The sequence below is a fragment of the Herbaspirillum sp. VT-16-41 genome, assembly GCF_001994935.1.
Lineage (GTDB): Bacteria > Pseudomonadota > Gammaproteobacteria > Burkholderiales > Burkholderiaceae_D > Herbaspirillum > Herbaspirillum frisingense.
Genome location: NZ_MUXB01000120.1, coordinates 148,856 through 170,760, shown reverse-complemented (window position 1 = coordinate 170,760; position 21,905 = coordinate 148,856). Strand labels below are relative to the sequence as shown.

General features: G+C 61.7%; 27 protein-coding genes. 9 read left to right on the top strand and 18 right to left on the bottom strand.

The genetic code is table 11. The features are described 5' to 3' along the window. Positions 1 to 15 precede the first annotated feature (15 nt). Both BTM36_RS18315 and BTM36_RS18310 read left to right on the top strand, forming a co-directional pair. A complete protein-coding gene (locus BTM36_RS18315) occupies positions 16 to 1,068 on the top strand; it encodes an L-threonylcarbamoyladenylate synthase (RefSeq protein ID WP_077237400.1) in 1,053 nt (350 codons plus the stop codon). Between the two features lie 370 nt (positions 1,069 to 1,438). Further along, the gene (locus tag BTM36_RS18310) at positions 1,439 to 2,176 is read left to right on the top strand and encodes an OmpW family protein (protein WP_077237399.1); all 738 of its coding nucleotides are present in this window, start codon (positions 1,439 to 1,441) and stop codon (positions 2,174 to 2,176) included. Positions 2,177 to 2,238: 62 nt separating this feature from the next. On the opposite strand, the gene BTM36_RS18305 is transcribed toward BTM36_RS18310, so the two are convergent. Beyond that, on the bottom strand, positions 2,239 to 2,748 hold the full coding sequence (locus tag BTM36_RS18305; protein ID WP_006461729.1) for a flavin reductase family protein: 510 nt from the start codon (positions 2,746 to 2,748) through the stop codon (positions 2,239 to 2,241). A gap of 203 nt (positions 2,749 to 2,951) precedes the next feature. Here BTM36_RS18305 and msrA point away from each other — a divergent pair, with 203 nt between their 5' ends. Next, positions 2,952 to 3,485 (top strand): peptide-methionine (S)-S-oxide reductase MsrA, encoded by a 534-nt coding sequence (gene msrA, locus BTM36_RS18300; protein ID WP_006461728.1) that lies wholly within the window; start codon positions 2,952 to 2,954, stop codon positions 3,483 to 3,485. Between the two features lie 95 nt (positions 3,486 to 3,580). On the opposite strand, the gene BTM36_RS18295 is transcribed toward msrA, so the two are convergent. From BTM36_RS18295 to purB, 6 genes are all read right to left on the bottom strand, one after another. Beyond that, entirely contained in the window at positions 3,581 to 4,786 is a 1,206-nt protein-coding gene (locus BTM36_RS18295; RefSeq protein ID WP_077237398.1) for a cyclopropane-fatty-acyl-phospholipid synthase family protein, read from the bottom strand. A gap of 57 nt (positions 4,787 to 4,843) precedes the next feature. Beyond that, a complete protein-coding gene (gene pdxH / locus BTM36_RS18290; RefSeq protein ID WP_077237397.1) occupies positions 4,844 to 5,479 on the bottom strand; it encodes a pyridoxamine 5'-phosphate oxidase in 636 nt (211 codons plus the stop codon). A gap of 213 nt (positions 5,480 to 5,692) precedes the next feature. Continuing rightward, positions 5,693 to 6,265 carry a YceI family protein gene (locus tag BTM36_RS18285; protein ID WP_077237396.1) on the bottom strand — a complete coding sequence of 191 codons (573 nt, stop codon included), beginning with the start codon at positions 6,263 to 6,265 and terminating at the stop codon, positions 5,693 to 5,695. 93 nt (positions 6,266 to 6,358) lie between these two features. Beyond that, positions 6,359 to 6,922 carry a YceI family protein gene (locus BTM36_RS18280; protein WP_006461724.1) on the bottom strand — a complete coding sequence of 188 codons (564 nt, stop codon included), beginning with the start codon at positions 6,920 to 6,922 and terminating at the stop codon, positions 6,359 to 6,361. A gap of 52 nt (positions 6,923 to 6,974) precedes the next feature. Then, positions 6,975 to 7,499 carry a cytochrome b gene (locus tag BTM36_RS18275; RefSeq protein ID WP_077237395.1) on the bottom strand — a complete coding sequence of 175 codons (525 nt, stop codon included), beginning with the start codon at positions 7,497 to 7,499 and terminating at the stop codon, positions 6,975 to 6,977. A 353-nt stretch (positions 7,500 to 7,852) separates the two neighbouring features. Beyond that, the gene (gene purB / locus BTM36_RS18265) at positions 7,853 to 9,220 is read right to left on the bottom strand and encodes an adenylosuccinate lyase (protein WP_077237393.1); all 1,368 of its coding nucleotides are present in this window, start codon (positions 9,218 to 9,220) and stop codon (positions 7,853 to 7,855) included. Positions 9,221 to 9,453: 233 nt separating this feature from the next. On the opposite strand from purB, the gene BTM36_RS18260 reads away from it, so the two are divergent. After that, positions 9,454 to 10,068 (top strand): glutathione S-transferase family protein, encoded by a 615-nt coding sequence (locus BTM36_RS18260; protein ID WP_006461719.1) that lies wholly within the window; start codon positions 9,454 to 9,456, stop codon positions 10,066 to 10,068. 101 nt (positions 10,069 to 10,169) lie between these two features. Here the strand turns inward: BTM36_RS18260 and bfr are convergent, their stop codons facing one another. From bfr to BTM36_RS18215, 9 genes are all read right to left on the bottom strand, one after another. Next, positions 10,170 to 10,649, bottom strand: a complete 480-nt coding sequence (gene bfr / locus BTM36_RS18255; protein ID WP_006461718.1) for a bacterioferritin — start codon at positions 10,647 to 10,649, stop codon at positions 10,170 to 10,172. 268 nt (positions 10,650 to 10,917) lie between these two features. Continuing rightward, positions 10,918 to 11,334, bottom strand: coding sequence for a biopolymer transporter ExbD (locus BTM36_RS18250; RefSeq protein WP_077237473.1), 417 nt, complete (start codon positions 11,332 to 11,334; stop codon positions 10,918 to 10,920). Then, positions 11,334 to 12,065: a MotA/TolQ/ExbB proton channel family protein gene (locus BTM36_RS18245; protein WP_039874140.1), complete on the bottom strand. Its 732-nt coding sequence runs from the start codon at positions 12,063 to 12,065 to the stop codon at positions 11,334 to 11,336. The genes BTM36_RS18250 and BTM36_RS18245 overlap by 1 nt, the downstream gene beginning before the upstream one ends. 121 nt (positions 12,066 to 12,186) lie before the next feature. Then, positions 12,187 to 12,885, bottom strand: coding sequence for an energy transducer TonB (locus BTM36_RS18240; RefSeq protein WP_077237392.1), 699 nt, complete (start codon positions 12,883 to 12,885; stop codon positions 12,187 to 12,189). Between the two features lie 9 nt (positions 12,886 to 12,894). Beyond that, positions 12,895 to 13,122, bottom strand: coding sequence for a bacterioferritin-associated ferredoxin (locus BTM36_RS18235; RefSeq protein ID WP_006461714.1), 228 nt, complete (start codon positions 13,120 to 13,122; stop codon positions 12,895 to 12,897). A 30-nt stretch (positions 13,123 to 13,152) separates the two neighbouring features. Beyond that, on the bottom strand, positions 13,153 to 13,476 hold the full coding sequence (locus tag BTM36_RS18230; RefSeq protein WP_006461713.1) for a hypothetical protein: 324 nt from the start codon (positions 13,474 to 13,476) through the stop codon (positions 13,153 to 13,155). A 95-nt stretch (positions 13,477 to 13,571) separates the two neighbouring features. Then, entirely contained in the window at positions 13,572 to 13,760 is a 189-nt protein-coding gene (gene hemP / locus BTM36_RS18225) for a hemin uptake protein HemP (protein WP_006461712.1), read from the bottom strand. A gap of 219 nt (positions 13,761 to 13,979) precedes the next feature. Next, positions 13,980 to 15,086, bottom strand: coding sequence for a tRNA 2-thiouridine(34) synthase MnmA (gene mnmA / locus BTM36_RS18220; RefSeq protein ID WP_077237391.1), 1,107 nt, complete (start codon positions 15,084 to 15,086; stop codon positions 13,980 to 13,982). 39 nt (positions 15,087 to 15,125) lie between these two features. Continuing rightward, positions 15,126 to 15,617, bottom strand: coding sequence for an NUDIX hydrolase (locus BTM36_RS18215; RefSeq protein ID WP_077237390.1), 492 nt, complete (start codon positions 15,615 to 15,617; stop codon positions 15,126 to 15,128). Positions 15,618 to 15,783: 166 nt separating this feature from the next. Between BTM36_RS18215 and BTM36_RS18210 the strand changes: the two genes are divergently transcribed. The 5 genes from BTM36_RS18210 to BTM36_RS18190 all read left to right on the top strand — a co-directional run bounded on the left by BTM36_RS18210 (position 15,784) and on the right by BTM36_RS18190 (position 19,861). Next, positions 15,784 to 16,899, top strand: a complete 1,116-nt coding sequence (locus tag BTM36_RS18210) for a Re/Si-specific NAD(P)(+) transhydrogenase subunit alpha (protein ID WP_077237389.1) — start codon at positions 15,784 to 15,786, stop codon at positions 16,897 to 16,899. A gap of 90 nt (positions 16,900 to 16,989) precedes the next feature. Further along, on the top strand, positions 16,990 to 17,352 hold the full coding sequence (gene panD / locus BTM36_RS18205; protein WP_006461708.1) for an aspartate 1-decarboxylase: 363 nt from the start codon (positions 16,990 to 16,992) through the stop codon (positions 17,350 to 17,352). A gap of 62 nt (positions 17,353 to 17,414) precedes the next feature. Further along, positions 17,415 to 17,729: an NAD(P) transhydrogenase subunit alpha gene (locus tag BTM36_RS18200; RefSeq protein ID WP_006461707.1), complete on the top strand. Its 315-nt coding sequence runs from the start codon at positions 17,415 to 17,417 to the stop codon at positions 17,727 to 17,729. Next, entirely contained in the window at positions 17,726 to 19,165 is a 1,440-nt protein-coding gene (locus BTM36_RS18195; protein ID WP_077237388.1) for an NAD(P)(+) transhydrogenase (Re/Si-specific) subunit beta, read from the top strand. The genes BTM36_RS18200 and BTM36_RS18195 overlap by 4 nt, the downstream gene beginning before the upstream one ends. A gap of 180 nt (positions 19,166 to 19,345) precedes the next feature. Next, positions 19,346 to 19,861, top strand: coding sequence for a hypothetical protein (locus tag BTM36_RS18190; protein WP_174616877.1), 516 nt, complete (start codon positions 19,346 to 19,348; stop codon positions 19,859 to 19,861). 89 nt (positions 19,862 to 19,950) lie between these two features. Here the strand turns inward: BTM36_RS18190 and upp are convergent, their stop codons facing one another. Continuing rightward, the gene (upp, locus tag BTM36_RS18185; protein ID WP_006461705.1) at positions 19,951 to 20,598 is read right to left on the bottom strand and encodes a uracil phosphoribosyltransferase; all 648 of its coding nucleotides are present in this window, start codon (positions 20,596 to 20,598) and stop codon (positions 19,951 to 19,953) included. 111 nt (positions 20,599 to 20,709) lie between these two features. Continuing rightward, positions 20,710 to 21,858: an FAD-dependent monooxygenase gene (locus BTM36_RS18180; RefSeq protein ID WP_077237387.1), complete on the bottom strand. Its 1,149-nt coding sequence runs from the start codon at positions 21,856 to 21,858 to the stop codon at positions 20,710 to 20,712. Between the last annotated feature and the right edge of the window lie 47 nt (positions 21,859 to 21,905).

Here is a 21,905-nt window from a genome sequence, read left to right as displayed (position 1 = left end):
CGGCAGGACCAGGCGATGAACGACAAGAGTACTTCCCCGGCCCCGCATATCGATGCCGCCGCCGTCATGCATGCCGCCCGCAAGCTGGAGCAGGGCGGCCTGGTGGCGTTCCCGACCGAGACGGTCTATGGTCTCGGCGGCGATGCCGAGAACCCGGCGGCGATTGCCGCCATCTATGCGGCCAAGGGGCGACCTGCCAATCATCCGGTGATCGTGCATGTCTCGCCGGAGGCTGACATCGGCTATTGGGCCGCATCGGTCCCGGTGGAAGCGAGACGCCTGATCGCCTCGTTCTGGCCCGGTCCGCTGACCCTGATCCTGAAGCGCGCAGCGCATATCCCTGACGCCGTGGCCGGCGGCCAGGACTCGGTGGGACTGCGTTGCCCTGCGCACCCGGTGGCGCAGGCGCTGCTGCGTGAATTCCGTGGCGGCAAGGGCGGTATCGCCGGCCCCTCAGCCAACAAGTTCGGTCACGTCAGCCCGACCACGGCAGACCATGTCCGCGAGGAATTCGGCAGCGATGCCGACAGCCTGGTGGATTACGTGCTTGATGGTGGGCAGAGTGAAGTCGGCATCGAGTCGACCATCGTCGATCTCTCGCGGGTGGAGACCCACGGCCCGGTGCTGCTGCGCCCCGGCCAGATCAGCGCGGACCGCATCGCCGCCGTGCTGGGCGTGCCGCTGGCCACGCCCGACGCCACCGCGCCACGTGCTTCCGGGACGCTCGACGCCCACTATGCGCCGCATACGCCGGTGGTGCAGGTTGAGCCGGGCCGGCTGCAGGACGTGCTGGCGCGTCTGGCCGCCATCGGCAAGAAGGTGGCCTTGATCGGCGGTGGGCAGCACGAAGGCAAGGTAAGCGCGATGGTCGTGCGCGCGATGCCGGCGTCGGTCGACGCCTATGCACACGATCTCTATGCTGCGTTGCGCGACATGGACCATACCGGTGCCGACCTGATCGTGGTCGAGTCACTGCCGGCGACGCCGGCGTGGCAAGGTGTCAACGACAGGCTGCGCCGTGCGGCCTTTGATTCTCAAGGCGTGCTGGAAAGACTGCTCAACGCTTGAGCTGAGGCCGTCTTCCCCTTCCTGTTTTCTCGCTCCCCCGAACGCCTGCTGTCGCGCTGTTCCCGCGCTGTCAGCCGCGCTGGTACTGACTCTTCGGTCAGTAGGTCAGTCGCCGGTTGTCAAAAGCCTACAGGGTCCGACGGGGGCTTCACAACTTCTATACAAAATATGACAAAGCTGGCATAGTATCTCCAAAGAATAGCACGCGCGTTCTTTTTGTTTCATCAGCGTAAAAGCAGGGTCATCCGCAGTTACGTGAACTTACGCTGAATAATGAAAAACGGTAACCAGCCGTGGACACAATCCCGTCAGACGCCAGCCGTCGGGAATAAAAAATCCGGGCCACGCCCGCAAACTCTTGGAGACAGCAATGCAAAAACAATTTTCCTTCTTGCCCAAACTCGCCGCGTTGTCCGTGATGGCAGCCTTTGCTGCGCCGGCCATGGCACAGACGGCGGGCAGCAACGTGGTCAACCTGGGCTGGTTCCACCTGGCACCGCAGGATTCGAGTGGCGGCCTGAACAAGCTCAATGGTCCGGGCGCCGGCAGCTATCCCAACCGCACCTCCTCGGTCAGCAATGCCGATACCCTGGGGATCGCCTTCACCCACTTCTTCACCGACAACTTCGCGCTGACCGCCGACCTGGGCATTCCGCCCGAGTTCAAGCTCAAGGGTACCGGCGACCTGCAAGCCCTGGGCGAACTGGGCAAGGCCAAGCAGTGGAGCCCGGCCATCGTCGCCAAGTATTACTTCGGTGGTGCCAATGACACCTTCCGTCCCTTCGTGGGCGCCGGCGTGACCTACGTGTGGTATTCGGACGTGTCGCTGTCGCGCAATTTCCAGAATTCGGCATCGCTGAACACCGGTGGTACCGCCAGCGCCTCGCTGAGCTCCTCCTGGTCGCCAGTGCTGACCGGCGGCGCCACCTACGCCTTCAACGACCGCTGGTCGGCCAGCCTGTCGGTGTCCTACATTCCGCTCAAGACCGATGCAGAGATCACCGCACAGCCGGCCGGTGCCGCCGCGGCCCTGGGTCCCCAGCGCTACAAGACCACCATCACGCTGGATCCGATCGTGACCTTCCTGTCGGTGGGCTACAAGTTCTAAGCGGGTCCTGGACGAAAAAAAAGCGCCCGAGGGCGCTTTTTTTTCGTCCATCACTGTGGTGCTCAGACGTCTTCGGTTTTACTGAAGCGTCCGTTGTGGAAGACCAGTGCCGATTGCGGCTGGACTTCGCAATGTTCGACTTCGCCTACGAAGATGACGTGGTCGCCTTCCGGATACTGGCTGCGGTTGTGGCATTCGAACCAGGCCGACACGCCCTCCAGCACCGGCTGCCCGGTACGCGAAAGCGTATAGGGCACGCCCTCGAAGCGGTTTTCCATCCTGCTGGCGAACTGCTGCGCCAGATGCGCCTGCTCGGCACCGAGGATGTTGATGACGTAATGCGAATTGCCGGAGAAGACTGGCATGCTGTTGGCGCGCGTGCCCAGGCTCCAGAGCACCAGCGGCGGGTCCAGCGAGACCGAATTGAAGGAGCTGGCGGTCAGGCCCAGCAGCGTGCCATCGGCCAGACGGGTGGTGATGACGGTGACACCGGTGGCGAACTGGGACAGGGCCTGGCGGAAATGCGCGGCGTCGAACTGGCGCGCGTCGGCGCGGGGAAAACGTGTGTGCATCGGGAGTATGGTCTGGGTCGGGGCGCCCGGGCCGCATCGTTGCGGTCAGCCGGCATGGCGCAGATGTGCACATGATAGCGGATACGGCCTGCTTCTGCCGCCGTCATGCTGCGGCGCAGTCTTGACAATCATTCACGTCAGCCATACATGAAGTGCTGAATTGGAGTAAAGTTTTACGACAAGCAACTCAACGGGAGAACAGCATGGCCACGGAAATCGCAGTACTGGGCGGCGGCTGCTTCTGGTGTCTGGAAGCGGTTTACCAGCAGGTCAGGGGCGTGCAGTCGGTGGAGTCCGGCTATACCGGCGGCAGCGTCGTCGATCCCAGTTATGAACAGGTGTGCGGCGGGCAGACCGGGCATGCGGAGGTGGTCAAGCTGGCCTTCGATCCGCAGCAGATCAGCTATCGCGAGATCCTGGAGATCTTCTTCACCATCCACGATCCGACTACCCTGAACCGCCAGGGGAACGACGTCGGTACCCAGTATCGTTCGGTGATCTATTACCAGGACGAGGTGCAGCATGACGTTGCCAAACATATCATCGCCGAGATGGCCCTGGTGTGGGATGCCCCGATCGTGACCGAGCTATCGGCGCCGCAGACGTACTACCGGGCCGAGGATTATCACCAGAACTATTTTGTGCAGCATCCGTTCCAGGGCTATTGCGCCTTCGTGGTTGCGCCCAAGGTGGCCAAGCTGCGCGAGGTGTTTGCCGAGAAGAGCAAGCCGGCATAGCGAGGTGAGACAGGTACTGCCCGGATGCGTGGGGCAGAAAGCAGAACGGGCATGCCGCGGCATGCCCGTTCTTGCTTGATGGTGTCGGCGAAATCTTATTTTTGATAAATGTACTTGCGTGACCATGGCAGCGTCTGTGCGCTGTTGCCGGCCTTGGTGCAGATGACCTGGTAGAGCGAAATCCAGTCGCGTTCGAAGCCATAGGAGCTGCCGGCCAGGTAGACGCGCCAGATGCGGTAATGCTTCTCGTCGGTGACCTTGTGGATGGCCTCGGTATTGGCTTCGAAGTTGTCGGCCCAGATGCCGCAGGTACGGGCATAGTGGCGCCGCAGGTTTTCGACGTCGAAGGCTTCCAGCCCACCCTCCTGCATGGTCTTGAGCACGGTGCTGATATGCGGCAGCTCACCGGCCGGGAAGACGTACTTGTCGATGAATTCGCCGGCACCGTAGGGTGACTCGCCGTTTTCGATATCGGTACTGGTGATGCCGTGGTTCATTGCCATGCCGCCATCGGCCAGCAACTTGCGGATCTGGGCGAAGTAGCCCGGCAGGTTCTTGATGCCGACGTGCTCGAACATGCCCACCGACGTGATGCGATCGAAGCTGCCGGTGACATCGCGGTAGTCCTGCAGGCGGATGTCGATGCGGTCCGAGAGCCCGGCGGCTTCGACCCGTTCGCGCGCCAGCGCATACTGGTTCTTCGACAGCGTCACCCCCACACAGCGGGCACCGTACTTCTGCGCCGCCCGCAGCACCAGCGCACCCCAGCCACAGCCGATGTCGAGCAGGGTCTGGCCGGGCTTGAGCTGGATCTTTTCCAGGATGTGGTCGATCTTCTTCAACTGCGCGCTGCCCAGGTCCTCGTCGCCGTTCTCGAAGTAGGCGCAGGAGTAGACCATGTTCTCGTCGAGGAACAGCTTGTAGAAGTCGTTGGAAACGTCGTAGTGGTACTGGATGGCTTCGGCGTCGCGCTTCTTGGTGTGCGTCACGCTGCGCACCATGCGGCCCAGCCGGCCTTCGGCCTTGAGGGTGTTGGCGGCCAGGGCATTGGCCACGTTGATGATGTTCTTGACCTTGCCCTCGACTTCGATCTTGCCCTCGACGTAGGCTTCGCCGAGGTTGGAGAGGGAGGGCGTCAACAGTGAGGTGATGGCCGATGCATGCGGGACTTTCAAGGTGACTTCCGGCGCGCCGGTGCCGAAGTCGTACTGCTGTCCGTTCCACAGCACCAGCCGCAGGGGCAGGGCGGATACGTTGCGGATGTTTTCCACCCAGGCGTCAAGCTTCTTTTCCCAAAACACGATTTTCCTCCGCGTCAGTGATGAATGCTTTGCGCCCTGCCAGGCATGCTACTTCCTTCAGGGCTGCAGGCGCTGCCGCTGCCATTGTCCGTTGGCATCACGCGTGTAGAGCACGCGGTCGTGCATACGGGAGGGGCGGCCTTGCCAAAATTCGATGCGATCGGGAATGACACGGTAGCCGCCCCAGTGCTCCGGGCGGGATGGATGCTCCCCGAATTGCTGCTTGGTTGTTTCGTATTGCTGTTCCAGCGTCTCGCGGTCGGCCACGGTACGGCTCTGCTGCGATGCAATCGCACCGAGCTGGCTGGCCAGGGGGCGACTGTAGAAGTAAGCGTCACTTTCTTCCTTGGTAACGCGTTCGATCTTTCCTTCGATGCGAACCTGGCGTTCCAGTTCTACCCAGTGAAACAGCAAGGCCACGTAAGGCTGGGCGGCGACGTCCACGCCTTTGCGGCTGTCGTAGTTGGTAAACCAGGTAAAGCCCTGCTGGTCGAACTGCTTGATCAGCACGATGCGCGACGAGGGGCGTCCATCGGCCCCGACCGTGGCCACGCTCATGGCGTTGGGCTCGGGGATCTGCGCTCGGGTCGCCTCATCGAACCAGATCGCGAACTGGTCGATCGGGTCGGCGGCGGTATCGAGCTCGGACAAGCTGGCGCGGCTGTAGTCTTTACGTAGGTCTGCTAACGACATGCTACTTGCTCCTTGGGGAACGGCGCTTAGATTAGCGCGTTTTAAAAAGTTTTGCAGGGCAGCAAAACGGCGAATGCGAGCCATTGTGCGGCGTTGCGGCAAATTGCTCCATGATCGCAAGCAAGTCGCACAAACAAAAAAGCCGATGCATTATCGCATCGGCTTTTGCTTGTTTCCTGCCGCAGAGCTTCACCTCTGCGCTGGAAAAGCGAATCAGTTGGTCTTGATCGCTTCGACCTGGATGGCCAGCTTGGTCTCGGTGGAGAAACCATACTTGGCGCCGTAGTCGATACCGAAGTCGGCGCGGTTGAAGGTGGCCGAGGCGTCGCCACCGCAGACTTCGCGCTTGAGCATCGGGTGCTGGATGCAGGTGAACTTGTTCAGGGTCAGGGTGACCGGCTTGGTGACGCCATGCAGGGTCAGGTTGCCTTCCACGGTGGCCGGCTTGTCGCCGTTGAACTTGATCGTGCCTTTGTACTCGGCGTTCGGATACTTGGCGACGTCGAACATATCGGCGCTCTTGGCGTGATCGTTCATCTTGCTCATGCCGAAGTCGATGGAGGCGGTGTCCACGATGATGTCGACGGTACCGGTCTTGGCAGCGCGATCCAGGGTGACGGTGCCGCTGGTCTTGTCGAACTTGCCGCGCCAGATCGACACGCCCATGTGGTCAGCTTCGAAGCTGGGATAGGTGTGGCTGGGATCGATGCTGTAGGTGTCGGCAGCGTTGGCGGAAACGGCGGCGCCAGCGGCGACCAGGGCGAGCAGGAGGTGGTTCAGTTTCATGTGATTCGATTCCTTGTTGAGAGAAAAAAGCGCTGGGGGAAGCCCGCTGCGAGGCGGTGCGACATGGCGCGGAGCTGCTGTTTTATTGTTGGCTTACTGTGCGACGATGTGGAACTTGATCGTGACTTCATCGGCCACCATGCCGGTGTCCTTCCATTCGCCTTCGCCGATGTTGTAGGTCAGGCGCTTGATGGGCAGGGTACCGTCGAAGACCTGGGTGCTGCCTTCCTTCTTCACGGTCAGGGGGAAGGAGACGTCGGTGCTCTTGCCCTTGATGGTCAGCTTGCCGGCCACGTCAAACTTGCCGCTGCCGGCCGGCTTGATGCTGCTGGTGACAAAAGTGGCCTTGGGGAACTGCGCGGCGTTGAACCATTCCTTCTTCAGCACTTCCTTGTTGTACTCAGGCTCGCCCAGGTCGAAGCTGGCGACGTCGATCTCCACCGAAGCCTTGCCTTCGGCCGGCTTGGCGGCATCGAAATCGATGGTGGCGGTGAACTTCTTGAACTTGGCGTCCACCGGGACGTTGAGCTGCTTGAAGGTGGCGGTCACGGCGCTCTTGGCGGCATCCACTTTTAACGGAGCCGCTTGTGCAGCCAATGTGAAGGAAGCGGCAGCCAGGGCCAGCAGGGAGGGGCGAATGAAGCGGGAGAGGGTCATGTCGGGTTCCGTGTAAAAACGAGCAAGATATGAAGAATCAGGTAATGCTGGCTCAGGGCAGCATGCGCTTGAAGATATTGTCACGATCGATGAACTGGTGCTTCAGCGCGGCCAGTACGTGCAGCGCGAAGGCCGCCAGCAGCGTCATGTTGAGCCAGTAATGGGTGGCCTTGAGCAGTGGCTTGAGTTCGGGATTGGGTGCGATCAGCACCGGCAGCGGCACCACGCCCAGGTAGACCACCGGCACGCCGGCGGCCAGGCTGTAGAGATAGCCGGAAACAGGAATGGCAAACATCAGCACGTACAGCCCCAGGTGCAGGCCATGGGCAGCCGATTGCTGCCATTGCGGCATGTTGCGCGGGTAGGCCGGTGCCTTGTGCGTGAGGCGCCACAGCAAGCGCACGCAGACCAGGGCCAGGACGGTCACACCCAGCCACTTGTGCCAGGAAAAATACTTCAGTTTGGTCGGCGTCAGGCCAGGAATGTCGACCATGGTCAGGCCCAGCTCGAAGGCGGAAATGATCAGCAGGGCAATCAGCCAGTGCAGCAGTACGGCGGGTTTGGTGTAGCGATCCATAGGGCAGGCAGAAGTTGGTGGCGGTTGGAGCGGCTAGCTCTGCAATGGTTCTGCAGGGCGGGCAGTTCGTTCTTGCGTCGGGGGAAGTGTTCGGCATGAAGTCTTCAATGCGAAGTCTTCACGAGATGCGCGGCGCCAAGGCCTTGCATTCCCGGCGGCAAAGGATGATGCCACTCTTTTTGACGCTGATGAGTATAAAGAGCTTTGGCTACTCGCATTACTGGTCGAAATGGTACTTCAGCCATCCGGTTTTGCGAGTAATCAGTTTTGCTTCAGTTTATTCTCTGCGCAAATGAAAAATGGCGCACATTGCTGTGCGCCATTCCAAAGGCGGGCGAGCGGGACTGGCAGGATCAGATGGTCTTGGCCAGTTCCACGGCGGTGCCGATGTAGTTGGCCGGGGTCATGGCCAGCAGATGGTCCTTGGCCTCCTGGGGGATGGTCAGGCCGTTGATGAAGTCACGCAGCGCATCCTTGGAAATACCCTTGCCGCGGGTCAGTTCCTTCAGTTGTTCATACGGATTCTCGATGCCATAACGACGCATCACGGTCTGTACCGGCTCGGCCAGCACTTCCCAGGTGGCGTCGAGGTCGTCGGCCAGGCGTTGCGGGTTCACTTCCAGCTTGTTCAGGCCGCGCAGGCAGCTATCGTAGGCCAGCACGGTATAACCGAAGCCCACGCCGATGTTGCGCAGCACGGTGGAGTCGGTCAGGTCGCGCTGCCAGCGCGAGACCGGCAGCTTTTCGGCGAGGTGCTTCAACACGGCGTTGGCCATCCCCAGATTGCCTTCGGAGTTCTCGAAGTCGATCGGGTTGACCTTGTGCGGCATGGTCGAGGAACCGATTTCGCCAGCCTTGGTGCGTTGCTTGAAGTAGCCCAGGGAGATGTAGCCCCAGATGTCGCGGTTCAGATCCAGCAGGATGGTATTGGTACGGGCCACGGCATCGAACAGTTCGGCCATGTAGTCATGCGGCTCGATCTGGATGGTGTAGGGATTGAAGACCAGGCCCAGGCGCTGCTCCACCACCTGCTTGGAGAAGGCGGCCCAGTCGGTCTGCGGGTAGGCCGAGAGGTGGGCGTTGTAGTTGCCCACGGCGCCATTCATCTTGCCCATGATCTCGACGGCGGCGATGCGCTTGGCCGCACGTTGCAGGCGTGCCACGACGTTGGCCACTTCCTTGCCCAGGGTGGTGGGGCTGGCCGGTTGGCCGTGGGTACGCGAGAGCATCGGCACGGCGGCGTGCTCGTGCGCCAGTTCGGTCAGGCGGGCGATCACGGCTTGCAGCGAGGGCAGCACGACGGTGTCGCGGGCGGCCTTCAACATCATGCCGTGCGAGGTGTTGTTGATATCTTCGGAGGTGCAGGCGAAGTGGATGAATTCGGAGGCGGCCACCAGCTCCGGCACATCCTTCACTTTTTCCTTGAGCCAGTATTCGACCGCCTTCACGTCATGGTTGGTGACGGCTTCGATTTCCTTGATGCGGGCGGCGTCGGCCTCGGTGAAGTCGGCGGCCAGCTTGTCCAGCAAGGCGCGCGCCTCGGCGGAGAACGGCTTGATCTCGGCAAAGCCGGCTTCGGACAGGGCTTGCAGCCAGGCAATCTCGACCTTCACGCGATGGTGCATGAAGCCCGCTTCGGAGAGCAGCGGACGCAGTTTATCGGTCTTGGAGGCGTAGCGGCCGTCCAGCGGGGACAGGGCCGAGAGAGCAGAGAGGGACATGATGGAAACGGATGAGATGCGTTGACTGAAGATTGGCGAGTTTTCAGAGGCATTTGCCTAAAAACCCGAATCGCCCGAGGCCGGCATTTTACCATCCGCGCGCTGGGCAGCCCAGTTTTCCGGCCAGCACGCGTTGTTGGCCGACCGTTGCTTTCCGTCCCTGGCATTACTCTTCACGATTTTGCCAAGAAATGCGAATGTTATAATCGACTCAGATCATTACTCCACTTGCTATGCTAAAACTCATCGGCTCCAATGCCAGTCCCTTCGTGCGCAAGGTGCGCGTCGTGATGGCTGAAAAAAAGATCGATTACGAATTCATCCTGGAAGATGTCTGGAGCGCATCGACCACCATCCAAGAAAACAATCCGCTGGGCAAGGTGCCTTGCCTGCTGATGGATGACGGTGGCGCCATGTTCGACTCCCGCGTGATCGTCGAGTATCTCGATACCCTGACCCCGGTAGGCAAGCTGCTGCCCCCCAATGGTCGCGAACGCGCCGAGATCAAGTGCTGGGAAGCGCTGGCGGACGGCATGCTGGATGCCGCCGTGCTGGTGCGCCTGGAAAAGACCATGCGGCCGACCAAGCAGCAGAGCCCGGAATGGATCAAGCGCCAGTGGAGCAAGGTCGAGGCCTCGCTCAAGGCAATGGCCGAGGGGCTGGGCGAAAAGCCTTTCTGCGTGGGCAATCATTACACCTTGGCCGATGTGGCGGTCTGCTGTGCACTGGGCTGGCTGAGCTTCCGCTTCCCGGACCAGGCCTGGCGCGATGACTATCCGCAACTGGCGCGCCTGTTCGACAAGGTGTCGGAGCGGGTGTCGTTCAAGGATACGGTGCCGCACCTCTGAGGCTGTCCCTGCTGTAGGGGACAAGGTCCACAAAACAAGGTCAACAAAAAAGCGCGCTCAACCGAGCGCGCTTTTTGTTTGTCTGCCTGGGCAGCGCAGCTTTATTCGCTGGCCGGCGACATCTGGCTTTGCAGGTAATTCTGGATGCCGACCTTGTCGATCAGGTCCAGCTGGGTTTCCAGCCAGTCGATGTGTTCTTCGGTGTCGTCCAGGATCATCTGGAACAGTTCACGGGAGACATAGTCGCCATGCTGTTCGCAGGTGGCGATGCCTTCCTTGACGGTCTTGTGGGCGGCCTGTTCCAGCTTCAGGTCGCATTCGATCATTTCCTTGGTGTTTTCACCGATCATCAGCTTGTGCAGCGCCTGCAGGTTGGGCAGGCCGTCCAGCATCAGGATGCGGTCGATCAGCTTGTCGGCATGCTTCATTTCGCCGATGGATTCGGCGTATTCCTTGGCGCCGATCTTGTCCAGACCCCAGTGCTTGTACATGCGGGCATGCAGGAAATACTGGTTGATGGCGGTAAGTTCGTTGGTCAGCTGGGCATTGAGCAACTTGATGACTGCGGGATCGCCTTTCATGGGCACCTCGAAAAAATGGGGGATTGAAGGGGGAGCCGCGTTTGCTGGGGGGCGGATGGCTGCCTGGCCACGGCGTTGACGGACGGATCATAGCGCAGCCGTTTCCAATCTTCATCATTAATTAGCGCGAATCATTCTTGCCTTTGTTGCTGCGAGTGAATGAAAACGAAAAAACCTCCGTCGGCGGGCGAGGGAGGTTTTTTCGGCCATCCCTTGGGATGGACATCGGACGACCGGCAGGTGGTCGCGTCGCGGCTTGTTTCGCGGCTTATTTCTTCTCGGGATCCGTCACGAAACCGATCTTGGTGAGACCGCCCGATTGCGCGGCCGCCATGACCTGCGCCACCTTTTCGTACTGGGTGGTGCGTTCGGCGCGCAGGTGCAGTTCGGGCTGCGGTTGCTTCTGGGCCGCCACGGCAATGCGCGCCCCCAGCTCGCTGCTGTCGATCTTTTCTTCGTTCCAGAAGACATTTCCGGTCGCGTCGATGGACAGGTTGATGCTTTCCGGCTTGACCTGGTCAGGCTGGCTGCTGGCCTTGGGCAGGTCGATCTTGACCGCGTGGTTCATCACCGGGATGGTGATGATGAAGATGATCAGCAGCACCAGCATCACGTCCACCAGCGGGGTGGTGTTGATCTCCGGATTGAAGTCGTCGTCCGAATCGGACAGGGAACCCATTGCCATCATGCCCTCCCGACGGCGGTCAGCTTGGCCTTGCCACCATTGGGCTGGCCGTCTTCATCGGCGGCGCGGGCGCCCGTGACGAACAGGGCATGCAGGTCGAAGCCGAACTTGTTGAGCTTGGCGATGGTGGTCTTGTTGCCGCGTACCAGGGCGTTGTAGCCAAAGGTGGCAGGAATGGCCACTGCCAGGCCGAGTGCGGTCATGATCAGGGCTTCGCCCACGGGGCCCGCGACCTTGTCGATGCTGGCCTGGCCGGTGGTGCCGATGGACACCAGCGCGTGATAGATGCCCCAGACGGTACCGAACAGACCCACGAACGGTGCGGTGGAACCGACCGAAGCCAGCACGGCCATGCCGGTCTGCAGCTTGCCGGAGGCTTCGTCGATGGCCTGGCGCAGTGACAGGGTGACCCAGTCGCTCACCGACAGCTGGTCATGCAGGTGGCCCTTGTGGGCGGTGTGGTGGCTCATCGCGGTGACACCGGCGCGGGCGACATCGGCGAAGGGATTTTCCTGACCCAGGGTGGCCACGCCTTCAGGCAGGCTGGTGGTATCCCAGAACTGGTGGCCAGCGGCTGCCGAGGCCTTGCGGAAACGCAGCAGCTGCAGTGCCTTGGTGATGATCACGTACCACGATGCGATCGACATGGCCAGCAACAGGACGGCGACGCCCTTGGTCACGAAATCGCCTTGCGCCCAGAGGCTTTCCAATCCGTAGGGACTAACTTCCATGATATTTCCTTCTATTTGTGTCTATCAGATGATGGGATGATGAAACGGATACGATGCCGGGCCAGGCCCGGCAAAATGCTGTCGATGCTGTCCAGTGCTGCGTGGTCCGGACTCAGCGGTCTCAGTTCAGGCGGAAAGCCAGGCTGCCGACCGTGCTGACGGTGATGGCCTTGCCATTCTCGATGTAGGGCTTGAACACGGCACGCATGATGGCCGTACGCGCTGCATCGTCCAGGCGGGAATAGCCTGAGGACTTGGTGATCTCCACCTTTTCCGCGCGGCCGCTGGTGTTGACGGTGACGCGGAACTCGACCACGCCTTCTTCACCCATGCGGCGCGAGACGCTGGGGTAGCTCGGATTCGGTTTCTCGATGTATTCGATGCCGGATGTGATCTGCTTGGGCAGGACCGGACCCGGTGGTGCGGCCGGTGCCGGGGTCGGCTCGGAGGCTGCCTGAGGCGCAGGCGTGGCCGGCTGCGGCGGTTGCGGTGGTGCGGTGATGCTGGTCGGGGTTGGCGTTTCCGTCACCGGGATCGGCTTGGGCGGCGCGACCACCTTCTTGACGATCTTCACCTGCTTGGGCGGGGCCGGCTCGGCCTTGGGAGGTGCCGGTTCAGGGGCCTTTTCCGGCACGATGAAAGTGGCGATGACTTCCTTGGGGACGGCATTGACGGCCTGCTTGACCAGGCCGCTTTGCAGCGCCCAGAAGAAAGCGATGTGCAACAGGATGATCAGGCCCAGCGGGCCGATCTTGCGTGCCTGGCGCAACAGGGCGCTGGGTGGGCTGACACTCATGAGAGACGGTGAAATGGCGTTCATTGATCTTGTTCAGGCGGCCGCGAAGGCGGGATGGAATACCACCGGACGGGCGCCCTGCTGTGTTTGTCGGGTATTGCTGAGACACTCGCGCAGGACATTCTTGGCGCAGGAATGGCACTTGCCGCAGCAAGTACCCACGCCGAGCTGCTTGCGCAACTCGGCCATGGACGTCATGCCTGCATCGACCGCCTGATGGATCTTGCCTTCGGAGATGTTGTTACAAACACATACGATCATTGTACGCCTTGCTGCCTGCTTCATCAGGCTCTATGCAGATCTCGCTCCTGCAACCATGCGCGAGAAGAAATTGAATTTTTCCGGCGGCGGCATCGTCCGTTCCACCACATGCGCCCATTGTTCCGACAACTGCTGGCAGGTCGCCCGCAGTACCGGCGCCAGGTTGGGCAATTCCGCCAGCGCTTTCAGGTGTCTTTCGATCACCGAGGCCAGCTTCACGCAGCTTTGCGTTTCCTGGCTGTTGTTGGCGGTGTAGTGCGACATCAGATGCAACACGGCGGACACCAGAAGTTCAGGTTGGGCCGGTGCGTTGTTGGGTTCCACAAATGCGGACGTCATGTTCTCGGTAACCATCAAACTCTCCTCGCTGGGCTAGCTTGGCTGGCGACGCGTCATGACGAACGACGCTGGCTGGCCTGTTTATCCACCTTCTCCTGAAGACGACCGGATCAGGCCGTCAGGATCAGCTTGTTCAATTGCGTCAGTCGCAGCTTGTAGATGCGACCGCCATGATCGATCTCCAGTTCGCGCATCTGACGGAACAGGTCCGTGCTCTTGATGCGGGTGATCGGAGTTCCGTTGGCGGTCGTGCCCGGCTTGTTGCGACGTTCCATGCTGTTGTCGTTCAGTTGGCTCATTACAATCACCTCCTATTAAATGCGAACAATTCTTATTTAGATTATTTGCCATTTGCGGCCGGATTGCAAGCCCTTTTATCGGTGTGATTGATAATTTTTATCATCTGGAGCCATCAGGCTGACAGTTCAAGGCCACCCATCGCCGAGATGTTGCCCAAAAGAAAACACCCCGAGGTGAAATCACCGTCGGGGCGTCAGAATGTTGATCTACAGGAATATCTAGTCGGGCAATGCGCCAGTTTCGATGATGCCGCCACCCAGGCAGACGTCGCCGTCGTACAACACTGCGGATTGCCCCGGCGTGACGGCCCACTGGGCATTGTCGAAGGCCAGCGAGAAGCTGGCACCAGCGTCGATGAAGCCACAGGGGACGTCAGCCTGGCGATAGCGCGTCTTGGCCGACAGCGCCGGCAGTTGCGGCGCGTGACCGGCGACCCAGCTGACCTGGCCGGCCGAGAGCGTGGGCGAGAGCAGCCAGGGGTGGTCATGGCCTTGCACGATATAGAGGGTGTTGTTGTCCACATCCTTGCGCGCCACGTACCAGGCGTCGCCATGGCCGTCGGCATTCTGGTGCGCCTTCAGGCCGCCGATGCCGATGCCCTTGCGCTGGCCCAGCGTATAGAACGACAGGCCCACATGCTCGCCCACCGTCTGGCCATCGGCGGTCTTGATCGGCCCCGGCTTGTAGGAAAGGTAACGGTTGAGAAATTCGCGGAAGGGCCGCTCGCCGATGAAGCAGATACCGGTCGAATCCTTCTTCTTCGCATTGGGCAGTTGCAGTTGCTCGGCGATCTTGCGCACTTCGGTCTTGTGGATCTCCCCCAGCGGGAAGACGGTGCGCGAGAGCTGCTCCTGGTTCAGGCGATGCAGGAAGTAGCTTTGGTCCTTGCTGGCGTCCATCGCCTTGAGCAGCTGAAAGTCGCCCTGCGGACCCTGGCGTACGCGCGCATAGTGGCCGGTGGCGATCAGATCGGCGCCCAGCTTCATGGCATGGTCCAGGAAGGCCTTGAACTTGATCTCGGCATTGCACAGCACGTCCGGATTGGGTGTGCGTCCCGCCTGGTATTCGCGCAGGAATTCGGCGAAGACGCGGTCCTTGTATTCGGAGGCGAAGTTGACCGCCTCGATGTCCACCCCGACCACATCGGCCACGCTGACCGCGTCGATCCAGTCTTCGCGGGTGGAGCAATATTCCGAATCGTCGTCATCTTCCCAGTTCTTCATGAACAGGCCGATGACTTCATAACCCTGCTCCTTCAGCAGCCATGCCGAAACCGACGAATCCACGCCGCCCGACATGCCGATGACTACTCTTTTCTTGCTCATGTTGTTTCCGTTCTATGCGACAGGCAGCGCTGCTGTCGCTCAATGATCCGGCAGGTCCCCGATCGCGCTGGGATCGGTATGCACCAGCTCCAGCGGTGCCCGCTGGCCGCGCAGGTAGTCGTCCACGCAGCGCAGTACCAGCGGGCTGCGGTGGCGCTGGGCACAGGCCGCCAGTTCGTCGCGTGTCATCCAGACGGCACGGACGATGCCCTCATCCAGTGGCCGGTCGAGCGCATCGCCGACCGTCCCGGCAAAGGCGAAGCGCAGGTAGGTGACCGACATCCCGCCGCGGGAGGACGACACGTTGCGCGACAGGTAGGTGCCGACCAGAGCGGTAGGGCTGAACACGTGGGCCGATTCTTCCAGCGCCTCGCGCACCGCGGCCGCGATGAGCGACTCGCCCGGTTCCAGGTGCCCGGCCGGCTGGTTGATGCGCAGCCCGCCGGCGCTATGTTCTTCCACCATCAGGAAGCGGCCGTCGCGCTCGATGACGGCGGCGACGGTGACAGAGGGTTTCCAGACTTCAGACATTGATGACCTCGTGAATCCGGCATTCTACCCTGTCGGGGCCGACTCTTCAGCGCCAGCCCTCCCCACACAAGCGGCTGCGGCGGTTCTCATGGATCGGTAAATTACTTGGCCGACAAGGGCAGTCGTGTAAGATTGGGGCAAGAATCCACAAAAAAAGGAGCCAGGAATGAGGATAGCGATCCCCGCCGAAAGCCGGGACGGAGAAACCCGTGTCGCCGCCACCCCCGAAACCGTCAAGAAACTGGTGGCCGCCAGGCACGAGGTGATGGTCGAATCCGGGGCCGGGATCAAGTCCAGCATTCCTGACGAGGCCTATGTCGCCGTTGGCGCCAGCATCGGCAGTGCCGAGGCGGTCTACAGCGCCGAAATCTTGCTCAAGGTGCGGGCGCCCAGCCAGAGCGAGCGGGCCCGCATCACGCCAGGCACGGTGATCGTTGGCATGCTCAACCCCTTCGATGCCGACAACATCGCCGCCATGGCAGCCGCCGGGCTCACGGCCTTCGCCCTGGAGGCCGCGCCGCGTACCACGCGGGCACAATCCATGGACGTGCTGTCTTCGCAGGCCAACATCGCCGGCTACAAGGCCGTACTGATGGCGGCCAACACCTACCAGCGCTTCATGCCCATGCTCATGACTGCCGCCGGCACCGTCAAGGCCGCCCGCATGTTGATCATGGGCGCCGGCGTGGCCGGCCTGCAGGCCATTGCCACCGCCAAGCGCCTGGGTGCGGTGATCGAGGCTTCTGATGTACGTCCGGCCGTGAAGGAGCAGATCGAGTCGCTCGGCGCCAAATTCCTGGATGTTCCCTTCCTGACCGACGAAGAGAAGGAAATCGCCCAGGGCGTGGGCGGCTATGCCCGTCCCATGCCGCCGGACTGGATGAAGCGCCAGGCAGAACTGGTGCATGAGCGCGCCAGACAGGCTGACATCATCATCACGACCGCCCTGATCCCCGGCCGCAAGGCACCGGTGCTCATCAGCGAAGAGACCGTCAAGGCCATGAAGCCCGGTTCGGTGATCCTGGACATGGCGGTCGACCAGGGGGGCAACTGCCCCTTGTCGGAACCCGGCAAGACCGTCGTCAAGCACGGTGTGCACATCATCGGCGAAGGCAACCTGGCGGCCCTGGTGGCGGCCGATGCCTCGGCCCTGTATGCCCGCAACGTGCTGGACTTCCTGAAGCTGATCATCGACGCCGAGGGCAAGCTGGTCATCAACCGGGAAGACGACATCGTTGCGGCCACACTGCTCTGCCAGGGCGGCGAAATCCTGCGCAAATGAATCTGCCGGCCCGGGGCGGCGGAAAACCCGGGCAATCCCGGCCCTTTAGCCGCAAATCATCACCCACGGAAACAAAGAAGGAAGAAGTACATGCAACGCATCATGCTGCGCGCGAAGATCCATCGCGCCTCGGTCACCCAGTGTGACCTGAACTACGAAGGCTCCTGCGGAATCGACGAAGACCTGCTGGAAGCGGCCGACATCCGCGAGTTCGAGAAGATCGAGCTCTACAACGTCAACAACGGCGAGCGCTTCTCCACTTATGCCATTCGTGGCAAGCGCGGCAGCGGCGAGATTTCGCTCAATGGCGCAGCTGCCCGCCTGGCGCATCTGGGTGACCTGCTGATCATCTGCACCTATGCGCCGATGAGCGATGAAGAAGTCGCCACCTACAAGCCCAAGGTCGTCTTCGTGGACGACAAGAACCGCATCACCAGCCTCAAAGCGATCTGACCCCTCACCAATAATCCGCACGGCCAGCCGCCTCGGCCGGTCGTGCCACAAGGAGGAACAACATGGAAGTCAGCCACACCATCATCAACCTGATCATCTTCGTGCTGGCCATCTATGTCGGCTACCACGTGGTCTGGACCGTCACTCCCGCCTTGCACACACCGCTCATGGCGGTGACCAATGCCATCTCGGCCATCATCATCATCGGCGCCATGCTGGCCGCAGGCCTGACCGAAGGCACGGTGGGCCGCATTGCCGGTACGCTGGCCGTGGCGCTGGCGGCGGTCAACGTGTTCGGCGGCTTCATGGTGACCCAGCGCATGCTGGAAATGTTCAAGAAGAAAGAGCCCAAGGCCAAGTCGGGAGAACAAGCATGAGCATGAATGTGGTGACCCTGTTGTACCTGATCGCATCGATCTGCTTCATCCAGGCGCTCAAAGGCCTGTCGCACCCGGCCACGGCACGACGCGGCAACAGCTTCGGTATCGCCGGCATGCTCATCGCGGTACTGACCACCCTGGCCCTGATCGTGAAGCTCAAGGGCGAAGGCGGCAATGCCTCCGGTGACATCGGCTACCTGCTGGTGGCGGCCGGCGTGATCGTGGGCGGCGGCATCGGCGCCTACCTGGCGCGCAGCGTCGAAATGACCAAGATGCCCGAACTGGTGGCCGCGATGCACTCGCTGATCGGCCTGGCGGCGGTCTGCATTGCGGTGGCGGCCGTGGCCGAACCCTGGGCGCTGGGTATTTCCGGCCATGGGCAAGCCATCCCGGTGGGCAACCGTGTGGAGCTCTTCATCGGTACCTTCGTCGGCGCCATCACCTTCTCCGGCTCGGTGATCGCTTTCGGCAAGCTCTCGGGCAAATACAAGTTCCGCCTGTTCCAGGGCGCCCCGGTCAATTTCTCCGGCCAGCACTTCCTGAACCTGCTGCTGGCGGTGGCGATGATCGGCTTCGGCATCATCTTCGTCCTCACGCAGAACTGGCTGCCCTTCATCATCATGGCGGCGATTGCCTTCGCCCTCGGCGTGCTGATCATCATCCCCATCGGCGGCGCCGACATGCCGGTGGTGGTCTCGATGCTCAACAGCTATTCCGGCTGGGCGGCAGCCGGCATCGGCTTTTCGCTGAACAATTCCATGCTCATCATCGCCGGTTCGCTGGTCGGCTCGTCCGGCGCAATCCTGTCCTACATCATGTGCAAGGCGATGAACCGCTCCTTCTTCAACGTGATCCTGGGCGGCTTTGGCGGTGAGGCCGCCGCCGCCGGTGGCGGCGCGCAGCAGCAGCGCAACGTCAAGTCCGGTTCGGCCGATGATGCGGCCTTCCTGATGGGCAATGCCGAGACCGTCATCATCGTGCCCGGCTACGGCCTGGCGGTGGCACGCGCCCAGCATGCCCTGAAGGAATTGACCGAAAAGCTCACCCACAACGGCGTGACCGTGAAGTATGCGATCCACCCGGTGGCCGGTCGCATGCCCGGTCACATGAACGTGCTGCTGGCTGAGGCCGAAGTGCCCTACGACCAGGTCTTCGAGATGGAAGACATCAACAGCGAATTTTCCCAGGCCGATGTGGTACTGGTGCTGGGCGCCAACGACGTGGTCAACCCGGCCGCCAAGGACCCGAAGTCGCCGATCGCCGGCATGCCCATCCTGGAGGCCTACAAGGCCAAGACCGTGATCGTGAACAAGCGCTCCATGGCCGCCGGTTATGCCGGGCTGGACAACGAACTGTTCTACATGGACAAGACCATGATGGTCTTTGGCGATGCCAAGAAGGTCATCGAGGATATGGTCAAGGCGGTGGACTGATCGATGGCATAAACCTCCCCGCGAATTTTTTGATCTTCCGACGGCTTGCACTAAAGTACATCTTGTACAATTTGCAAGCCGTATTAGCATGCTCAATTTCAGGGGCGCATGCCGCCGATCACCGTTCCGGCCCGGCAGTACGGCAAGACTGAATAGATCAAAAATCCAAGGGGAAAATCCATGATGAGAATGACGTTCACGACGCTCTGCGTCGTGTTGGTTTCCGGCTGCTCAACCATTACGCAAAGCGATACACAAACCGTGTCGGTAACGACCGTCTACCAGGACAAGCCGGTGGAAGCCGCCTGCATCCTCAGCAACGACAAAGGCTCTTGGACCGCGACCTCTCCGGCCAACGTGCAGGTTCGCAAATCCAACGAAGACCTGGACGTGGTCTGCAAGCGTAACGAAACTCCCGACGGTTTGCTCAAGGCAATATCGCGGGCTGCCGGTTCAATGTGGGGCAACATCATCTTCGGCGGTGGCATTGGCGCCATCGTCGACCACTCTCGTGGCAATGGATATGATTACCCCAGTCAGTTGCCGGTGAAGATGGGCGAGTCGGCTGTGGTCGACAAGAAGGTCAGCACTGAACAGAACAAGGCGGTGGCTGCAACACCATTGCAGCCGGCCCAGGCATCGGCTCCGGTGACCGCCAGCACCTCCGCACCAGCCAGCGGCGCTGCCGTCAAGTAATCTAGCGAAGCAAGAGCGGCCGCAGCATGCGGCCGTTCAGATGAATCGGCCCGCGTTTGCACGAACTGCAGCGCGGGCCGTTTTTATGCTCACTTGGTGCCGAAGATGCGGTCCCCTGCATCACCCAGGCCCGGCACGATGTAGGCGTCCTCGTCCAGGTGAGAATCCAGCGAGGCGACATAGAGCTTCACGTCTGGGTGCGCATCGGCGAAGACCTGCACGCCTTCCGGGGCGGCGACCAGTGCCACGAAGACGATGTGCGAAGCCGGCACGCCGCGCTTCTTCAGCGCATCGACGGCATAGACGGCGGAGTTGCCGGTGGCCACCATGGGGTCGCACAGGATCATGATGCGGTCCTGCAGGTCAGGCAGGCGCACAAGGTATTCCACCGGCAGGTGGTTCTCGTCACGGTAGACGCCGATGTGGCCCACGCGGGCTGAAGGAATCAGTTCCAGCAGGCCATCGCTCATGCCCACGCCAGCGCGCAGCACCGGCACCACGGCCAGCTTCTTGCCGGCGATCACCGGCGCCTCGTAGGTGACCAGCGGGGTCTCGATGGTCTCGGTGGTCAGCGGCAGGTCACGCGTGATTTCATAACCCATCAGTAGCGTGATTTCACGCAGCAGATCACGGAAGGTACGCGTTGAGGTGCGCTTGTCGCGCATGTGCGACAGCTTGTGCTGGATCAGCGGATGGTCGAGGATGAAGAGGTTCTTGAAGCGCGGGTCTTGTTTCATGGCAAATGCGTGTCTGCTAGGTGGGGCGGCTGGCGCCGCGAGTCAGCATTGTCGCATTTCCTGACCGCATGCGCGACGGACTGGTACCGCGCACATGCAGCTTTATTCACATCAGCGACGGCCGAACATCATCTGCCCGGCCAGCAGGGCGCGCGCACCGGGCAGCAGGTCGATGGCCCCCAGCGACAGGCCCAGCGCGGCCTGCAGCGGCGAGCCCTGGGGTGAGCCAGCGAAGATGCGCGCCATCAGGTCGGTCAGGCGGATGGTCAGGCCCCGGTCCTGGTCACGTTGGCGGTCGAAGGCCTGCAGCGCTTGCGGCGTGAGGTCACGGGCCAGCACATCGGCCAGTACACGGGCGTCGCGCAGGCCCAGGTTCAGGCCCTGGCCGGCGACGGGATGCAGCGTCTGCGCGGCATTGCCGATGGCCACGACACGCCGGCCCTGGCCGGGGCAGGCGTTCAGGCCCAGCGGGAAGGCGTGGCGCGGGCTGATGCGGGTGAAGCGCCCGAGCCGCTCGCCGAAGGTACGCTGCAGGGCGGCCAGGAAGGCGGTGTCGTCCAGCGCCAGCAGCTGTTCGCCGGTGGCCGGACGGACACACCAGACCAGGGCATAGCCATCGTCCTGCGGCAGCAGCGCCAGCGGGCCTTCATCGGTGAAGCGCTCGAAGGCGCGGTGCGCGACGGGCTGGTCGGCATGCACATGGGCGATCACGCCCAGTTGCTGGTAGTCACGCTGCAGGGTCTTTTGCTGCTGCTCACCGAAGACGCCGCCCTCGGCCTGGATCACCAGTGCAGCGCGCAGCACCTGGCCGTCCTTGAGGGTGACGGCAACGTGGTCGTCCTCTTCGCTGATGTCCTGCGCCTCGGCCGGTCGCATCAGCGTCAATCCCAATGGCGCGATGGCGGTCGCCAGCGCCCGGTTGACTTCCCCGTAGCGGGCCACATAGCCCAGCGCTGGCAGGTCGTAGTCCTTGCGGTCCAGTAATGTGCGGCCGAAATGGCCGCGGCGCGAGACGTGGATCTGTTCGATGGCGGTGGCGCTGCGGCCGATGTCGTCCCAGGCGCCCAGTTCTTCCAGGATCTGGCGGCTGCCATAGGAAAGCGCGATGGTGCGTGGGTCGGCGGCGGCCTGCTCGGGCGTCTTCATGTCGATCACGGCGATGCGCGCCGCGGGTCGCTGGCGACGTGCCAGCAGACCGGCCACGCTCTGGCCGACCGGGCCGCCACCACAGATGATCAGATCGAAATCGACGGATTGCATGATGCCGGACGATGCCTTGGATGAAAGATTCGGGAAGGCGTCATTGT

Bases quoted from the DNA above. Each gene is read 5' to 3' on its own strand.
- BTM36_RS18280 (WP_006461724.1), bottom strand. From the start codon at position 6,922: ATGACCCTCTCCCGCTTCATTCGCCCCTCCCTGCTGGCCCTGGCTGCC.
- BTM36_RS18215 (WP_077237390.1), bottom strand. From the start codon at position 15,617: ATGTCTGAAGTCTGGAAACCCTCTGTCACCGTCGCCGCCGTCATCGAG.
- BTM36_RS18210 (WP_077237389.1), top strand. From the start codon at position 15,784: ATGAGGATAGCGATCCCCGCCGAAAGCCGGGACGGAGAAACCCGTGTC.
- bfr (WP_006461718.1), bottom strand. From the start codon at position 10,649: ATGAAAGGCGATCCCGCAGTCATCAAGTTGCTCAATGCCCAGCTGACC.
- BTM36_RS18275 (WP_077237395.1), bottom strand. From the start codon at position 7,499: ATGGATCGCTACACCAAACCCGCCGTACTGCTGCACTGGCTGATTGCC.
- BTM36_RS18180 (WP_077237387.1), bottom strand. From the start codon at position 21,858: ATGCAATCCGTCGATTTCGATCTGATCATCTGTGGTGGCGGCCCGGTC.
- BTM36_RS18240 (WP_077237392.1), bottom strand. From the start codon at position 12,885: ATGAACGCCATTTCACCGTCTCTCATGAGTGTCAGCCCACCCAGCGCC.
- mnmA (WP_077237391.1), bottom strand. From the start codon at position 15,086: ATGAGCAAGAAAAGAGTAGTCATCGGCATGTCGGGCGGCGTGGATTCG.
- pdxH (WP_077237397.1), bottom strand. From the start codon at position 5,479: ATGTCGTTAGCAGACCTACGTAAAGACTACAGCCGCGCCAGCTTGTCC.
- BTM36_RS18195 (WP_077237388.1), top strand. From the start codon at position 17,726: ATGAGCATGAATGTGGTGACCCTGTTGTACCTGATCGCATCGATCTGC.
- BTM36_RS18230 (WP_006461713.1), bottom strand. From the start codon at position 13,476: ATGGTTACCGAGAACATGACGTCCGCATTTGTGGAACCCAACAACGCA.
- BTM36_RS18245 (WP_039874140.1), bottom strand. From the start codon at position 12,065: ATGGAAGTTAGTCCCTACGGATTGGAAAGCCTCTGGGCGCAAGGCGAT.
- panD (WP_006461708.1), top strand. From the start codon at position 16,990: ATGCAACGCATCATGCTGCGCGCGAAGATCCATCGCGCCTCGGTCACC.
- BTM36_RS18305 (WP_006461729.1), bottom strand. From the start codon at position 2,748: ATGCACACACGTTTTCCCCGCGCCGACGCGCGCCAGTTCGACGCCGCG.
- BTM36_RS18200 (WP_006461707.1), top strand. From the start codon at position 17,415: ATGGAAGTCAGCCACACCATCATCAACCTGATCATCTTCGTGCTGGCC.
- upp (WP_006461705.1), bottom strand. From the start codon at position 20,598: ATGAAACAAGACCCGCGCTTCAAGAACCTCTTCATCCTCGACCATCCG.
- BTM36_RS18285 (WP_077237396.1), bottom strand. From the start codon at position 6,265: ATGAAACTGAACCACCTCCTGCTCGCCCTGGTCGCCGCTGGCGCCGCC.
- BTM36_RS18190 (WP_174616877.1), top strand. From the start codon at position 19,346: ATGATGAGAATGACGTTCACGACGCTCTGCGTCGTGTTGGTTTCCGGC.
- hemP (WP_006461712.1), bottom strand. From the start codon at position 13,760: ATGAGCCAACTGAACGACAACAGCATGGAACGTCGCAACAAGCCGGGC.
- BTM36_RS18260 (WP_006461719.1), top strand. From the start codon at position 9,454: ATGCTAAAACTCATCGGCTCCAATGCCAGTCCCTTCGTGCGCAAGGTG.
- msrA (WP_006461728.1), top strand. From the start codon at position 2,952: ATGGCCACGGAAATCGCAGTACTGGGCGGCGGCTGCTTCTGGTGTCTG.
- BTM36_RS18235 (WP_006461714.1), bottom strand. From the start codon at position 13,122: ATGATCGTATGTGTTTGTAACAACATCTCCGAAGGCAAGATCCATCAG.
- BTM36_RS18310 (WP_077237399.1), top strand. From the start codon at position 1,439: ATGCAAAAACAATTTTCCTTCTTGCCCAAACTCGCCGCGTTGTCCGTG.
- BTM36_RS18315 (WP_077237400.1), top strand. From the start codon at position 16: ATGAACGACAAGAGTACTTCCCCGGCCCCGCATATCGATGCCGCCGCC.
- purB (WP_077237393.1), bottom strand. From the start codon at position 9,220: ATGTCCCTCTCTGCTCTCTCGGCCCTGTCCCCGCTGGACGGCCGCTAC.
- BTM36_RS18250 (WP_077237473.1), bottom strand. From the start codon at position 11,334: ATGGCAATGGGTTCCCTGTCCGATTCGGACGACGACTTCAATCCGGAG.